This window comes from Pedobacter sp. MC2016-15, assembly GCF_026239695.1.
Lineage (GTDB): Bacteria > Bacteroidota > Bacteroidia > Sphingobacteriales > Sphingobacteriaceae > Pedobacter.
This window is the reverse complement of record NZ_JAPIVS010000001.1, coordinates 396898-412762: the sequence shown is the minus strand read 5'-3', so window position 1 is coordinate 412762 and position 15865 is coordinate 396898. Positions and strand designations below refer to the sequence as shown.

The following is a 15865-nucleotide window of genomic DNA, read 5'->3' as shown; positions in this document are numbered from 1 at the left end:
ATCTGGTTTTATACGGTAAATATAATTAAAAAGATAACTTTGACTAGTGATACTTCAACTGAATGACCTTCCTGTAGTGCTGCTGCTGATTGCTGGTGTAGTTTTTAGCATTTACGCTAAAAAACTGACTCCTGCAGCTGCTTTCACAGGTTTGATATGTGGCTCTCTTCTTTATGCAGCTGCGGGTTATCCGGGTATCTTGATGCTGACGGTATTCTTTCTGGCTGGTACGATTGCTACAACCTGGGGCAGAAGGAAAAAGGAACTGCTCGATAAACCCGGGGATCATATACAGCGTAATGCCTGGCAGGTGCTGGCGAACGCAGGGATGGCGACTTTAATCGCAGTGCTGATGCTGCTCTTTCCAGCTTATCATTCTATACTATTGGTGATGCTCAGTGGCACTATCGCTTCCGCTATGGCAGATACGCTGTCCTCAGAGCTGGGTGTGCTTTACGGCAGCAACTTTTACAATTGCATCAGCTGGAAGAAAGACGAGCGGGGTCTCGATGGGGTGATCAGCCTGGAGGGAACGCTGATCGGTGCGGCAGGGGCGATGCTGATTGCGCTGATCTATGCGCTGAGCAATGGCTTTACTATCAGCTTTCTGATCGTTGTGATTGCTGGTATTGCAGGTAATTATTCGGACTCTTTTGTAGGTGCAAGTCTGGAAAGAAAGGGTTTGCTATCAAATGATCAGGTCAATTTTATCAGTACTGCATTCGCAGCGGTGGTAGCAGCGGTATTTTTTATGTTATTTTCCCTGGTTTAGTCTGCTCAGTGTAACAATGAAATCGATATATTGTACTTTATATGAATTTGATGTTAAATTCATTAAAATTGCCGGGATTAAAGGGTTTAGAGCCCGGTAAAACTTAAAATAGAATTAAAATATGAACCGAATTTTGAAGATTGGTCTGGATTCAGCTGCTCCTTTTCCCTTACACAGTGATTATAACTCCGCTAAGTTTGAGGGATTTGAGGTCGATATGATCTCTGCTGTTGCTGAACTGCTGGATCTAGAACTTCACTATGAGGTTTCTCTCTGGGCAACGATCCTCGAGAAATTATACAAGGGCGAGCTGGATATGATCTGCTCAGCCGTAACAATGACGCCTTCCAGAAAGATGATCCTGGAATTTAGCAAACCTTATTTACAGTTTCAGCTCTGCGCAATTGTAAATAAAGGGGTAATGTTAAACGACCTGAGTGACTTCACGAATAAAAAGATTGGGATCCGTATCGCTACAGACGCGGAAAAATATGTGATGTCTGCCTTCCCTTCAAATGTGACGGTGCATGCGGAAACTAATAATGAATTGTATAAGAAGCTGGTGGCGGGACGCATCGATGTGCTGATTGATGACTCTCCTATAGCCGGAGGTTTTCTGCATAAACATAAATCGCTGGAAATTGGTATGTTTATGCCGGGTACAGAATCTCAATATGCGATCGCCATGAAAAAAGGGGATGTGGTGCTGAAAGACCAGATCAACGGGGCATTGAATCTGCTGAAGGAGAATGGTACCTACGACAAGATTTTTAAGAAGTGGTTCAGCAATATCAGGCTGGTCTGATAATTGATAACCCTATCATATACCTATAGTAATTTCATGAACACGTACGCCTATTTATTGGACAAGAAGAAAGATAAGGACAAGGATAAGAAGTCTGATAAAAAAGATAAGTCCGATAAGGATAAAAAGAAGAAAAAGAAATGCTGCGAGAAATGGAAAAAGGGCAAACGCTGTAGCAATTGCCCTTTAGGTTAGTAATAGTTAATCAAGGTAAATTTTAGATCTGTGCTTTGATCTTTTTCATTGCATCAAGCACAATTCCGTTTAATCTTTGATCGGTCCTCAGATGACTATCATTGATCCACAGGTAGGTGTTCATCTCAATATCATATATAGCGGTTCTCGGACCATGTCCGGGACCCAAACTGTCAAAGTAGGTGTAACAATCCAGAACAGTAGCACATTTGCAGTACCAGTCCATATCCAAATCGTAATTTATATTTATTGCCAGATATCTCATTACATCGTAAAAGTAGGCATTTTGGTATTTACCTAAAAAAATATTACGCGAATCGCATTATTCCCTTGGTCAACGCTAAAAATCGGCAAACAATATCGACGCTTATTTCATTATCTTAGGTATAAACTATTAACCGGTATAGACGATTATGGAAAGAATGATTCAGGCGTTGTTTTCTACTGAAAAGGACGCATTTAAAGGTTTGCTTGCAATTCAGGAACTGAGTGCGGTGCATGATATATCATTGGGCGAATTTTATGTATTATCAAAAGATGAAAATGGTGGGGTCTCGATCCGCTCGGCAAAGGATGAAGCAGAAGGGTACAGTGCGATAGGTGGTGGTATCATTGGCGGGCTGATCGGTCTGCTGGCAGGTCCGCTGGGTCTGCTCGTAGGTATCGGGGCCGGAATGGTTGCGGGTGCTGCGGGGGATACGGCAAGGGCCGAAGGGATGTCGGATTACCTGGACAGGGTTTCTGCAAATGTGCCGAACGGGAAGTCGCTACTGGTAGCGCATGTTTGGGAGGATTGGGAAACACCGGTTGATACCGTGCTTGAGCCACTTGCAGATGAAGTGCACAGGTTTGATATCGATGAGGAGATTTATTCACCGGCATTGTCGGAAATTGAAGACTTGAATGCGAAGATCAAACATGCGGAGACGGAATTCCTGACTGCTGACGAGGCGCATCATCATGAGATGAATGAGAAGCTGCTGGATCTGAAGATCAAGCGCGAGGATTTGTTGAAGCGATTAAGCGGGAATGTAGATCATCAGGAGAAACAGTATACCACATGGGTGGAGAATGGGCATTCGCATCAGGCGGATCATGTTGATGAGGCGATTCATCAGAAGGAGAGGCATGATCGGTTGCAGAGTCGCATAGCGGAGCAAAAAGCGAGGCTGGAGCAATTGCGGAAGAATCGGTAATACTGGCTTGTTCTGGAGCGTTACAAAAAATATGACTGCTAATTTTCTCCTCAACATTTTGCGAAGAGTAGAATCTTGTTTGTTAAAAGTCAGTAGTCGTATTTTTTTGTCCGTTGCCTGAGTTTGCTCAATAGCATTACAAAAAATATGGCTGCTAATTTTCTCCTCAACATTTTGCGAAGGGCAAAATCTTGCATGTCGAAACTCAGCAGTCATATTTTTTTTGCAGGTTTTTTCAGGATTTCATGATTCAGTGACAGTTTGTTCAATAGTGTTACAAAAAATATGGCTGCTAATTTTCTCCTCAACATTTTGCGAAGGGCAAAATCTTGCATGTCGAAACTCAGCAGTCATATTTTTTTTCAGGTTTTTTCAGGATTTCATGATTTTGCAATAGTTTGCTCAAGAGTTATCAAAACATCAGTGGTCATTTACTTCGGTCATACTGATCAATTACTTCATTCACGTTCTCCATTTACAGCCGGCCGCGTCCATCAAAATTCATTAGTGGAAGGGCCACTCATGTGCTGTTCATAGCGCTTTAAGTGCATTTTTGTGTCTTTTTTCATAAAATCTATTAAAAAGGTAGATTTAATTGGTTTGTATAATATTATATACTACATTTGAAAAACAGAAGCACAAATAATTAACGTATTATCAGCAGAATCGCTATGAGCTCAACTTTACTTTTCATCAATTCCGGCCGATTCAACAGGGCAGGATCAGTAAATTCTTTTCAGCAGCAGCTGTGTTGTTGTTGATTCTCTTGTAATTACCAGAACTATTATTGTTTTTCGCAGCGCCCTGAGGGCATTGCCGAATGTATTAAACTATATGGCCATTGGCCGGGCTCCACTGTGAGCAAAATTCTGATTAAAGCAAAACGAAAATTGATGACCTCTTATCATAAACAACCGATTATGACAGCCTTTTTTAACAGCGTGGTACTGTATCTTATGGTGGCTACTTCTTCCGCTACTTTCGCGCAGCAACCCATACATATTGATACTGCTTCGGTGACTAAACATGGTCCTGAGCGCGGTTCACTACTGATTATCGGCGGCAATGTTGGCGAAACTCCATCTGTCTGGAATAAGTTTGTGTCGCTCGCAGGGGGCAGGGATAAAGCAAAGATCGTTGTGGTTACTGCAGCTGTGGGTGATTCTGCTGCGTACGACCAAAAAGATATCGAACTGATCAAAAAGATCACAGGCATTAAGAGTGTCACACTTTTACATACGGGCAGTCTGTCGGAAGCCAATTCAGAACGTTTTATCAAACCTATTCAACAGGCTACAGGTGTATACTTTTTAGGCGGTCGCCAGTGGAGGATCGCTGATGCTTATCTCAACACGCTGACGCACCAGGCATTTAATGATGTGCTGAAACGCGGAGGGGTAATCGCAGGAAGTTCGGCGGGGGCTTCAATCCAGGGCTCTTTTCTTTGGAGAGGGGATACCAGCGGACCGGATATCCTGGTGGGTGACCATACGCAGGGACTGGGCTTCCTGAAAAACTCAGCAATTGATCAGCATTTGCTGAAACGCAACAGGCAGTTCGATCTGGTAGATTTTATCCGTTCTTCCCCAAAGCTGATTGGTATCGGACTGGATGAAGCTACAGCAGTGGTGGTGCAGAAAGATACACTGGAAGTGGTAGGGAAATCTTATGTCGCAATCTATGATCATGATACGATCGTCAAGAAAAATATACCTTTTGTATTACTTCAAAGTGGTCAGAGTTATGATTTGAAAAATAGAAAGATAATAGCTCCGGTCAAAACTCCGAAAACCGCTCAATAAATTATTAACGCAATTATTTAATAACATCAATTCATAAAATAAGATGTTCAAAGATCAAATCAATAGTCAGGACAGCGCATGGAAAGGATATGAAAAGATACTTTTCAGGCTCGCTTTTATCTATTTCTTCCTGCAGGTATTTCCGCTCGACTGGAAATATTACCGCCATTTGTTTAGTATCAACTGGTTGGATGCGGGATTTGCTGAACTTTTTCAAGTGGCAAAATATACGCCTCAGTTTGTCTCCGGGAGCTACAATTCGCAGGACTGGGGACTGGCAACTTTTGCCGACTGGCTTTTTATTTTCATCGTCGCGGTTGCGGGCACGGTGATCTGGACGCTTCTGGATAAAAAAACGGAAGCTTACAGAAGGCTTTACGCATGGCTGAGGATACTGGTGCGCTACAGGCTGGGCATCGCATTGATTGCGTATGGTTTTCTGAAATTATTTGCGATCCAGGCACCGGCACCTTCACTGAGTAGTTTAAATACACCTTATGGTGATTTTACAACCTGGAAGTTGTTTTCTCTGAGCCTGGGGATTGTGCCGGGATATCAGGCTTTTCTTGGAGCAGTGGAGCTGATTGCAGGTATTTTACTGCTCTTCAGAAGGACTACGGTGATCGGGGCGACCATTATTATCTTTTTCACAGGAAATGTATTTATGTCTAACCTAGCCTATGAAGGTGGGGAGGTGGTGTACAGCTTTTACCTGGTGACGCTAGCTTTATTCCTCATCGTGTACGACCTGCAAAGGATTATCAGTTTGATTGTGTTGCATGTGCCTGTTGCTCCGGCTAAGCCTGCACTGATATGGACTGACCAGCTGAAGAGGGTACGGTTTGTATTGAAATCGGCTCTGGTGCTGGTCTTTGTAGTGATCTACGGTTTTAGTGCACATGGTGCTGCGGTTAAAGGAGGTTATCATTTTACGCATGATAAAGGTATCAAAGGATTAAAGGGATTATATACAGTGATATCATTTAAGCTGAATGGCGAGGATCGACCGTATTCACTGACTGATTCCTTGCGCTGGCAGGATGTGGTGTTCGAGAAATGGGCGACGTTCAGTGTGAAGGTTAATCATTCGGACGTAGTATCAAATGATAATATAGAAAGTGTGCCGGTAGGGCTTGAGCGTAGCTCTTTTGAGTCGACAGGCACAAGGGGTAGGGTATACTTTAATTTCAAAGCCGATACTGTACAGCAAACGTTGTCATTGATCAATACATCAGTTCATGAAAAAACGACGGCAGATGCGGCCCTTGATAAAACTTCAGCTTTATCCAGAAATGCGAATCAGGCAGCAGATGGTTTGCTGAAGTATCAGCTGGCTGCGGATTCTACAGTGCTGATCAGTGGTATAGTGAATGGCGAACAGGTTGAAGCCGTGTTGCAGAAAAATCCGAAGAAATATTTGCTGAAAGCCGCAGAAAAAGGCCGCTCAAGGGGCTTGAAATTATAAGATCATTAAAAAATTCAAAGATATGTCAGTTAACAATACTATATCTGGAAATATTGAAACTAGTAGCAGCCAGCCTGACAAAACAGGCAGAACAGGTTCTGGCTCTTCAGCCAGCAGCTCAAGTTTATCTGCAGGTGATGCTTCTGCTGAACAAGCACACGCAAATCCGTCAACAAATGCAAACAGTGCAAATTCATCTGCAGGTGATGCTTCTCCGGAACAAGCAGCTGCGAGCTCTCAAGCAAGTACAAATGCTGCTTCTGCAAGCGCTGAACCAACCAGCGCTGCTAACCAAACCAACACTGTCAACAGATCAGCAGTTGCTGCGCAAGTTCAACAGGCAGAGTCTGGCAGCAGCAGCCCGCAGAGTGCTTCTGATGCGCCGCCGCTGGTATGGAAATCTTATCAAAAGATAGCTTTCAGAATCGCCTTTATCTTCTTTATCCTGATGACGATACCGGAAAATCCGGGATGGTACACGCAGTGGTTCCAGTTCGACTGGACAAGCCTGCACTACCGTGATCTTTACGATATCGCAAGGTACCAGCCTTCCTTCATCAGAGGCGCAGGATTTTACGGTTACGGCGAATGGCTCGTCCTCCTGGCGGTCTCCACTGTTGGCGGACTCATCTGGACGGCGCTCGACAAAAAACGCAGGGAGTACAACGTCCTGTATTACTGGCTCACGGTGATCGTGCGCTACCGCGCGGCAATTGGCATCATCGGCTTTGCCTTCACCAAAGTGCTGCCCGTGCAGATGCCTTATCCTTCGACAGGAATACTGAACACCAATTTCGGCGACCTCACGGCACAAAAAATCTACTGGTTATCGATCAGTATCGTACCCTGGTACCAGGTCTTTGCCGGTGTCGTAGAACTTACCGCCGGAGTATTACTGTTCTTCAGAAAAACAGCAGTGCTCGGGGCTATCATTCTCTTTGGGGCATTGGGTGATATCGTGTATGTGAACTTTGCCTATGATGGCGGCGTGCATGTTTACAGCAGTTACTTCGTGCTTTTCGCAGCTTTTATCATTGCTAAAGAAATACCCCAAATTTATAACTTGTTTATACTGGAACGTTATACAAGACCGGTTAACTTCAATCTAAAATTCATGGCCCAATGGCTAAAAACAACCCGGATTGCCTTAAAGGCTGGAGTTATCTTTTTATTCCTTTTTGTATTCTTTTATATCCAGCTGAATAACTTCCTATATGATCCCTATAAACAGCCGGCGGCTAAAGGTGTACCCACGCTGAGAGGATACTATCAGGTTTCGGAGTTCAAGTTGAACAACCAGGTGATCCCATATTCTCCGCAGGACTCGCTTGCCTGGCAGGATGTGACTTTCGAAAACTGGACTACATTGACCTTCAAGCAAAACCGTCCGGTACAGCTCGATCTGTCAAACGGAGGCGGATCGCCAATGAGAGATATCAACAGAACTTTCGAAATCGCCGGTGTCGGTGGCGGCCGGAGGGTCTTCTATTATGAAGCCGATACTGTGAATCACATTTTGTATCTGCAGGATAAGTTCAGAGATCTTTCCGCACTGCGTGCAGGAGACAAAAACAAAAAAGGCCGTAAAGGGAATGCAGCTCAGCAGGAGCCAGGCTCCGGTACTGCTCCGCAAGTATCAAAACGCGCTCAAAAGTTATCAAATGATCAAGGTACTGACAGCCAATCTAATCAAAATGCGCAACTGTTATCAAAAGGCGCTCAACAGTTATCAAATGATCAAGGTGCTGACAGTCAATCTAATCAAAAAGCGCAACTAGTATCAAATGATCGCAAGCAGCGCAAAAAGTCAACAGCCGAGCTCGAAACGAAACAAGCCAACTTCCTCACAGATGCACAGGAATATGCGCAGGTAGACCCTGCGGGCCTCACCGGTCGCCGCCTCAAAGGCATCACTGCCGAGCGTAAACTGGAATCAGGAAGAAAAAGAATGGTGCTGCATTACAGCACTATTGATGGAAAAGACGTAATATTAAAAGGTATAAACGAAAATAAAGACTCTGTTTCTGTGATTTTACATCGTGTAAACAGACAATATGCCTTAAAACCTAGTACCTTGAGTGCAGGAAAATATTAAATGAATATAAAAAGTCAAACATACGATGCTGTAGTGGTGGGCTCAGGCCCTAACGGACTTGCCGCCGCCATCACCATGCAGCAACAAGGATTATCCGTACTGCTCATCGAAGGTAAAGACACCATTGGGGGAGGATTGAGGACGGCGGAACTGACCCTCCCGGGATTCAAACACGATATCTGCTCTGCCATTCACCCAATGGCGGTAGCTTCGCCCTTCTTTGCATCGCTGCCACTGCAGCAGCACGGACTCGATTTCATTCAACCCGGACTTGCCGCGGCACATCCTTACGATGATGGCACGGCGGCTTTTCTTTCGCATTCCATTGAGGAAACCGCTGCAGCACTGGGGCCCGACAAACAGGCTTACCTTGATCTGATCGGTCCGCTGGTGCGCGACTGGGACAAGCTGGTGGACAGCATTCTTTCACCCCTGAAATTCCCGAAACATCCTTTTCTGCTGGCAGGCTTCGGGCTCAAGGCCCTGCAGTCGGCCGAAATGATTTCCAAAAGATTCTCCACCGAGAAGGCCAAAGGACTCTGGGCCGGGATGACCGCTCACTCTATACAGCCGCTGAGTAACCTCGCTACGGCAGCAATCGGCATGGTCCTTTCCGCTGTCGGGCATGTCCACGGCTGGCCGGTGCCGAAGGGGGGATCCCAAAGCGTAGCCGATGCACTGGCTTCGTATTTCAGTTCCATCGGCGGAGAAATCCAGACCGGCTGGATGGTTAAGTCGCTCGACGAACTTCCAAAATCAAAAACGATATTCCTCGACCTCACGCCGAAGCAGATGCTGAAGCTGGCGCCGGATAAGTTCTCTGCCTTATACAAATGGCAACTCAATAACTACCGCTACGGCATGGGCGTGTTTAAGGTCGACTGGGCCCTGTCAGAGCCTATTCCTTTTCTCGCTGAGGAAACCCGCCGTGCAGGAACAGTACATATCGGCAATACCTTTGGTGAAATCGCCCGTACCGAACAGCAGTCGGCCCGCGACGTACATGCAGAGAAACCTTTTGTCCTGCTGGCACAGCCAAGTGTGTTCGATGATAGTCGCGCCCCATCCGGCAAACATACCGCCTGGGCTTACTGCCATGTGCCGAATGGCTCTGTAAAAGACATGACCGAAGCCATAGAAAAGCAGGTCGAGCGTTTTGCACCCGGTTTCAGGGATACGATTCTCGCAAAAAACACCATGAATACCGCAGAAATTGAAGCGTATAACCCTAATTATATCGGCGGAGATATCAATGGAGGTATCATTGATATCGGGCAGTTATACACCCGGCCAGCGCTGAGGTTATCACCATACCGGACTTCCGCAAAGGGAATATACATTTGTTCATCATCCACGCCTCCCGGAGGAGGTGTTCATGGCATGTGCGGATACTATGCAGCAGTGCAGGCATGTGCCGATATTTTTAATCTAAAAACCCCTAATCTCAATCCTAATGACGTCTAAAGTTACCCGTTTTACATTACATGAAGACTGGACCGTAGTAATTCTCGGTGCACTGGTCATCTTTTCTGCTCTCTTCTTTTACGTGGTGCCCGTTCCGGTTTATAAATGGAGCACAACAGCAGAGCTGAGCGGCAATGTGCTCAATGCCGGTAATCTGACCACCCTGCTGATCCAGCTGATATTCGTCATGATTGTGGGTGCCCTCGGTGCCATTATCACCGGGAAGGATGTAAAGAATTTTTTGATAAGTTTTCCTGCAATTTATGTGCTTACCATTTTGGCACTGATCATCGCCGGCAATACTTTTATTAAATCGATTAACCTCGAAGCAGTGATCTTCAGCCTTGTTGTGGGACTGATCATCGGCAACCTGTTCAAACTCCCTCAGTGGTTCAAGGACACTTTATCTACAGAGCTGTTTGTGAAAATCGGACTCGTGCTTCTGGGTACTACAGTGATCTTTTCCGATATCCTCAAAGCGGGTTCCCTGGGGCTCATCCAGGCATTGGTAGTGGTACTTTCCGTGTGGTATTTTGCCTTCTGGCTGTGTAAAAAACTGAAGGTAGACGACGAGCTGACGATGATGATCTCCAGTGCAGTTTCTATCTGCGGGGTATCTGCAGCAATTGCAACTTCCGGAGCTATCAAAGGTGATTCAAAAAAACTATCATATGTGATCTCCATGGTATTAATTACGGCGATCCCGATGATGATCTTCATGCCTTATATCGCAGCGTTTTTCAACTTCCCGCAACAGGTAACCGGTGCCTGGCTGGGTGGAAGTATCGATACAACCGGTGCTGTAGTGGCTTCGGGAACACTTGTGGGCGAAGAAGCACTCAAGATCAGTACAATCGTGAAGTTTTCACAGAATGTATTATTGGGGATTGCGGCTTTCGCGATCAGTATCTACTGGTCGTACAACAAGACCGCTAAAGGTGCAGAATCGACGGAAAAACCTACGTTAAAAGTAATCTGGGACAGGTTTCCGAAATTTGTACTTGCCTTTATCGGTGCCTCGCTGTTATTCTCTTTCTTCCTGTCACCTGCGGCGGCTGCGCCTGTAAAGGACAGCCTGAAGAACCTGCAGAACACCTGGTTTACGCTGGCTTTCACGAGCATCGGACTGGAAACCAACTTCAAGGACCTGTTCAAAAACGAAAACAAGAAACCGCTGTATGCTTTCCTTATCGCACAGTTATTCAATGTGATCGTGACACTGATTATCGCTTTCTTATTATTTGGTGACGCCGCTCCGATTTAATAATTGATAAATATAGATATCAATGTATAAAAGAATCTTGATTAACCGTTACGTGGTAGCCCTGCTGTTTTTTGTCATTTCAGCAGTGGTTATCATCGTGACTACCATCAACCGGAGCAGGTCCAAACACCCCGACAAGTTTGGGATCGGGAGGGCGGCAAAGCCGGAAGAGATAGCTGCACTGGATATCGATGTCCGCCCTGATGGCAAGGGATTACCCGCTGGTACCGGAAGATCAGCAGCCGGGAAGTTGATCTACGAAGCAAAATGTATCGCCTGTCATGGCAATGGCGAGAAAACCGAGACGCCGCTGCTGGGCGAAGCGCTCTTCCTGAATGAAGTTCCTGGAGCGGAAGGGGCAAGCAACGGAGTGGTGGCTTCTTCAGAAAAAGCTGCTTTTGCAAAGGCATCATCAGAGGTGAAAGCATCCGGTAATGCAAAGGCATCATCAAAAGGAAAAGCATCTGCTAAGAAGTCTTCAGGAGAAAAGGGCGACAGAAGTTCCAAAACTATTGGCACCTACTGGCCATATGCTACAACGATTTTTGATTATGTCAGACGCGCAATGCCTTACAATGCACCAGGCTCCTTATCAAATCAGGAGGTATATGATCTAACGGCTTATCTTTTATATCGAAATCATATCATTTCCGAAAATACAATAGTTACTGAGCAGTCATTACCGCAGATCGTGATGCCTTCAAAGAAGAAGTTTGTAGAAGACGACCGCAAAGGCGGAGCTGAATTGAGGTAATTGCGATTGCCAGAACAGGCAAATCAATTAACCCCTTGATTGCTTCGCTGATCGAAACCAGTTTAGATAACAGATTTTCCCTTTGATGAAGGGAGCAATAGATACAAAAAATGAAAGAAGAAGGGTCAGAGCACAACTTATTTACAGCGCGCAAAATCAGTCGCAGGAAGTGGTTATTGGGCGGAGCAGCAACAGCAGCCGTCGTGATGGTGCAAACCTCACTGGGTAAAATGGTGCAGGCGGCGGTCCCGGAATCCATCGTACCTCCATTGACAGATTCCACTTCGGTCAAAGAAGCGCTGATAGTTGCCGACCCGACAAAAGTTCCCGGCAGAACACCAAGTGTCTCGGGGATGCCTTCCCCATACGAGAAAGTAGAACGATTACCTACGCTGACCTCTTCGCGCACACCGCTGCAGGATCTTTACGGAACAATTACTCCATCGGCTCTGCATTTCGAGCGTCACCATGGTGGAATCCCCGATATCGACCCTGCGAAATACGAACTGGTTATTCATGGGATGGTCGACAAGCCTCTGGTTTTCAGTCTGGCAGACCTCAAGCGATTCCCTTCCGTGACCAAAACCTGCTTCATCGAATGTTCCGGAAATTACCGTTCCGGGAAGGAAGAGATGTCTCCGCAGGAAATCTGTGGTTTAACAAGCCAGAGCGAGTGGACGGGCGTGATGTTATCTACTCTTTTCCGCGAAGTGGGTGTCCGCGATAAAGCCAGCTGGTTTCTTGCCGAGGGCGGTGATGCATCAGTCATGACCCGGAGTATCCCTGTCAGCAAAGGTTGGGACGACGCCATGATCGCTTACGCACAAAATGGCGAGGCTGTACGACCTGAACAAGGTTATCCGGCACGTTTGCTCCTTCCGGGATGGGAGGGAAACACCTCTGTGAAGTGGCTTCGCAGGATTGAACTCTCAGACGCCCCTTTTATGACCCGCGAAGAGACTTCAAAATATACTGAAAGCGTCAAAGGAGGCATGATCAGGCAGTTCAGTTTCGTCATGGATGCCCGCTCGATCATCACTTTTCCATCGTTCCCCACACAGCTGGAACGCGGCTGGGTAGAGATCAGAGGCATCGCCTGGACAGGTCGCGGTAAGATCATCAGAGTGGAAGTCAGCGTTGATGACGGACGCTCATGGGTCAATGCAGAGTTGCAGGGGCCAGTTCTGGACAAAGCGCATACGGCCTTCCGCTATCTCTGGAAATGGGAGGGCAAAGAAACCGAGATCATGAGTAGAGCGATTGATGAAACGGGTTACGTGCAGCCTTCATATCAGGAGCTTGCTGCCGCCAGAGAATCCAAGGGAGGTTATCATTTTAACCCTGTTGTGCGCTGGCGGATTCCGCGATCCGGAAAAGTTGTATTGAGTACGTAAATACTGATAAATTGATCATCAAATAAAACATGTAACATTTCCATCCTCCCTGTATCTAACACGGCAGAAATTTAAAAAACATTGTATCTTCTGCTGGCTAATGCAAACATTTGATGAAATTTATCGACGTTATTCCCCACAAATCTACCGGGTTTGTTTGGGTTATACCAATGATCCTGAACATGCGAAAGACCTGCTTCAAGATACCTTTATTGCAGTCTGGCAGGGCTTACCCAGCTTCAGGCAGCAATCGCAGGTCAGCACCTGGATATTCCGGATCGCTACAAACCGTTGCCTGCGTGCGATGGAAGTCGCCAAACGCATGCCATCCGAAGAGCTTCCCTTTAATTTAGCGGAACCCAGAGTAGATTCAAAAGAAGAAAAGCTAAAGTTTCTATATCAATGTATAGCTGAACTTAATGAAACTGATCGTATTATTATTTCACTGGAGCTCGAGGGTTTAGCTCAGGCAGAGATCGCCTCTGTTGTAGGACTTAGCAGCGGAAACATCCGTGTGAAAATTCACCGTATCAAAGAAAAACTGACACAAAAATTTAAGGCTCATGGACAATTTAGATGATTTCAAAGCCATATGGCATGCGGCAGATACCAAGACCCTGCCCAGTTCAGAAGAAATGCTGAAACTGATCAGTAACTTTCGCGGTCAGAAATTGAGAAATAAGTGGTTAGTGATTATATCCTCATTGATTTTATGTGTACTGTTTATCGCTGTACTTTGCATCTTTTCTTTCAGGCTTTGGACTACCTACATAGGAGGAAGCTTAATGGCTTTGGCAAGTCTGTGGCTGGCAATAAATAACTTCAGGTCAATAAAAAGATTCAGACAACTGGATGATAGTAATAATCTTGAGTTTATTGCCTTTCTGGAGCAAACCCGCAAAAACCAGGTTTACTATTATACCAGAACTATGATATATGTCCTGGCAGGATATTCGGCAGGATACATGCTCTATATTTACGAGCTAATCTATAAATACCCTACATGGTTCACTGTTGTATATTCCACTTTTGGAATTTATGTGGCAGTGATGTGGTTTGTTGTCAGGCCACGTGCTTTTCGAAGGGATGCTGCGAGGTTAAATGCGATACAGCAAAGACATGAAAAATTATTAAATCAATTTGAATGATAGCAAAAAATTATATTCACTGACAATTTTTATTTATTAAATACCTTCTGCGGTAGCAGTAAACTCATTTTCACTTTTGGCAATTACAATTGTCGCGACGCCGTTACCGATGATGTTCGTGATCGCTCTGGCTTCACTCATAAATTTATCCACGCCGAGCAGGAAAGCCAATCCTTCAACAGGGATCTTGTGAATCGCCGTTAGGGTAGATGCCAGGATGATAAATCCACTTCCTGTAACCCCTGCGGCACCTTTGGAAGTGATCATGAGGATCCCGATGATGCTCGCCATTTCCGCAAGGGAGAGATGGACATTATACAGCTGCGCAAGGAAGATCACCGCCATGGAGAGGTAGATGGAAGTCCCGTCGAGGTTGAAAGAATAGCCTGTAGGCACCACCAATCCAACAACCGATTTACTGCAACCCAATTTTTCCAGTTTCAGCATCAGTGTCGGCAATGCCGATTCAGAAGAGGATGTTCCAAGCACCAGCAGAAGTTCTTCTTTGATATACTTCAGGAACTTGAAAATACTCATTTTATAATATCGAAGTATACCTCCCAATATAAGGAATACGAACATGAACATTGTCAGATATACGGTTCCCATGAGTTTCGCGAGGGGCACCAATGTTTCCAGACCAAACTTTCCTATGGTATAGGCCATTCCGCCGAAAGCACCCAGAGGGGCAAGGTACATCACATATTTTAATCCCTTGAAAACCAGTTTTGATAATACACTCAATTTCGCCACTGCGACCTCGCGATGTTTGGAGAAGTTCAGCACTACACCAACGATAATCGCTACAAGCAATACCTGCAGTGTGAAGTTCGACATAAAGAATTGCCCCCAGTCGAAGCCGGCTGCGCTTTGCGCCTGTGTATATTTCGAGGGATCCTGTTCCTGCAAACCCGTTTTACTGATCTTTCCAGGCTGAATCAGCACAGCAACAGCAATACCTATTGCCAGCGCGAAGGTTGTGAGCACTTCAAAATAAATCAGCGACTTCAATCCGATACGTCCAACCTTCTTCAGGTCGCCCATGCCACTGATTCCCAGCACTATTGTCAGGAAAATTATTGGACCAATAAACAGTTTGATGATGTCAACGAAGGTTTTTCCAACGATCTCCATTTTTATTGCTGTCGCCGGAGCATAGTGACCGAGTATAATGCCTGCAATAATGGCGATCAGCACCCAAAAAGTGAGGTTTTTAAAAAGGATTTTCATCTATGTGTCGAGTGTTTTTAGTTGTCTGATGAAGCCTTTGATGATTTTAATAATTACTGCCTGTGTGCTTGATAATTATTTTAATCATTTCAACTTCACCATATTGTGTTGCAGATCTGACTTGTCTGATTATATATCAAATAATAACATCGAGCTTCGTTTTTAAGCGAACTCTATTGTTTGATTATATCAATTATATCAACATGCGTTATCAGATAGGTAATAATAGCGATTTTTTAATATCTAAAAAGGCCTCCGTACTGATTATGGGCAATTATTCT

General features: G+C 45.3%; 15 protein-coding genes. 13 read left to right on the top strand and 2 right to left on the bottom strand.

Annotated elements, in window-relative coordinates:
• Positions 1-46 precede the first annotated feature (46 nt).
• From OQY15_RS01900 to OQY15_RS01890, 3 genes are all read left to right on the top strand, one after another.
• Entirely contained in the window at positions 47-772 is a 726-nt protein-coding gene (locus OQY15_RS01900; protein WP_265787038.1) for a DUF92 domain-containing protein, read from the top strand.
• A gap of 121 nt (positions 773-893) precedes the next feature.
• Positions 894-1577 carry a transporter substrate-binding domain-containing protein gene (locus OQY15_RS01895; RefSeq protein ID WP_265787036.1) on the top strand — a complete coding sequence of 228 codons (684 nt, stop codon included), beginning with the start codon at positions 894-896 and terminating at the stop codon, positions 1575-1577.
• A 36-nt stretch (positions 1578-1613) separates the two neighbouring features.
• Complete coding sequence (locus OQY15_RS01890) at positions 1614-1772, top strand: hypothetical protein (protein WP_265787034.1); 159 nt, start codon at positions 1614-1616, stop codon at positions 1770-1772.
• Positions 1773-1794: 22 nt separating this feature from the next.
• Here OQY15_RS01890 and OQY15_RS01885 read toward each other — a convergent pair whose 3' ends face one another.
• Entirely contained in the window at positions 1795-1998 is a 204-nt protein-coding gene (locus OQY15_RS01885) for a hypothetical protein (protein WP_265787032.1), read from the bottom strand.
• A gap of 187 nt (positions 1999-2185) precedes the next feature.
• On the opposite strand from OQY15_RS01885, the gene OQY15_RS01880 reads away from it, so the two are divergent.
• The 10 genes from OQY15_RS01880 to OQY15_RS01835 all read left to right on the top strand — a co-directional run bounded on the left by OQY15_RS01880 (position 2186) and on the right by OQY15_RS01835 (position 14354).
• Positions 2186-2968 carry a DUF1269 domain-containing protein gene (locus tag OQY15_RS01880; RefSeq protein WP_265787030.1) on the top strand — a complete coding sequence of 261 codons (783 nt, stop codon included), beginning with the start codon at positions 2186-2188 and terminating at the stop codon, positions 2966-2968.
• Between the two features lie 920 nt (positions 2969-3888).
• Positions 3889-4770 carry a cyanophycinase gene (locus OQY15_RS01875; RefSeq protein WP_265787028.1) on the top strand — a complete coding sequence of 294 codons (882 nt, stop codon included), beginning with the start codon at positions 3889-3891 and terminating at the stop codon, positions 4768-4770.
• Between the two features lie 43 nt (positions 4771-4813).
• Positions 4814-6235: a DoxX family protein gene (locus OQY15_RS01870; RefSeq protein ID WP_265787026.1), complete on the top strand. Its 1422-nt coding sequence runs from the start codon at positions 4814-4816 to the stop codon at positions 6233-6235.
• Positions 6236-6257: 22 nt separating this feature from the next.
• Positions 6258-8330, top strand: coding sequence for a hypothetical protein (locus OQY15_RS01865; RefSeq protein ID WP_265787024.1), 2073 nt, complete (start codon positions 6258-6260; stop codon positions 8328-8330).
• Positions 8331-8336: 6 nt separating this feature from the next.
• On the top strand, positions 8337-9794 hold the full coding sequence (locus OQY15_RS01860) for an NAD(P)/FAD-dependent oxidoreductase (protein ID WP_265788348.1): 1458 nt from the start codon (positions 8337-8339) through the stop codon (positions 9792-9794).
• Positions 9784-11058: a putative sulfate exporter family transporter gene (locus tag OQY15_RS01855; protein WP_265787022.1), complete on the top strand. Its 1275-nt coding sequence runs from the start codon at positions 9784-9786 to the stop codon at positions 11056-11058. The genes OQY15_RS01860 and OQY15_RS01855 overlap by 11 nt, the downstream gene beginning before the upstream one ends.
• Positions 11059-11080: 22 nt before the next feature.
• Positions 11081-11812 carry a cytochrome c gene (locus OQY15_RS01850; RefSeq protein ID WP_265787020.1) on the top strand — a complete coding sequence of 244 codons (732 nt, stop codon included), beginning with the start codon at positions 11081-11083 and terminating at the stop codon, positions 11810-11812.
• 110 nt (positions 11813-11922) lie between these two features.
• Positions 11923-13206, top strand: a complete 1284-nt coding sequence (gene soxC, locus OQY15_RS01845; protein ID WP_265787018.1) for a sulfite dehydrogenase — start codon at positions 11923-11925, stop codon at positions 13204-13206.
• A 100-nt stretch (positions 13207-13306) separates the two neighbouring features.
• Positions 13307-13786, top strand: coding sequence for a sigma-70 family RNA polymerase sigma factor (locus OQY15_RS01840; RefSeq protein ID WP_265787016.1), 480 nt, complete (start codon positions 13307-13309; stop codon positions 13784-13786).
• Positions 13770-14354, top strand: coding sequence for a hypothetical protein (locus OQY15_RS01835; protein WP_265787014.1), 585 nt, complete (start codon positions 13770-13772; stop codon positions 14352-14354). Before OQY15_RS01840 ends, OQY15_RS01835 begins: the two co-directional genes overlap by 17 nt.
• 36 nt (positions 14355-14390) lie before the next feature.
• Here the strand turns inward: OQY15_RS01835 and OQY15_RS01830 are convergent, their stop codons facing one another.
• The gene (locus tag OQY15_RS01830; protein ID WP_265787012.1) at positions 14391-15584 is read right to left on the bottom strand and encodes a cation:dicarboxylase symporter family transporter; all 1194 of its coding nucleotides are present in this window, start codon (positions 15582-15584) and stop codon (positions 14391-14393) included.
• Positions 15585-15865 lie beyond the last annotated feature (281 nt).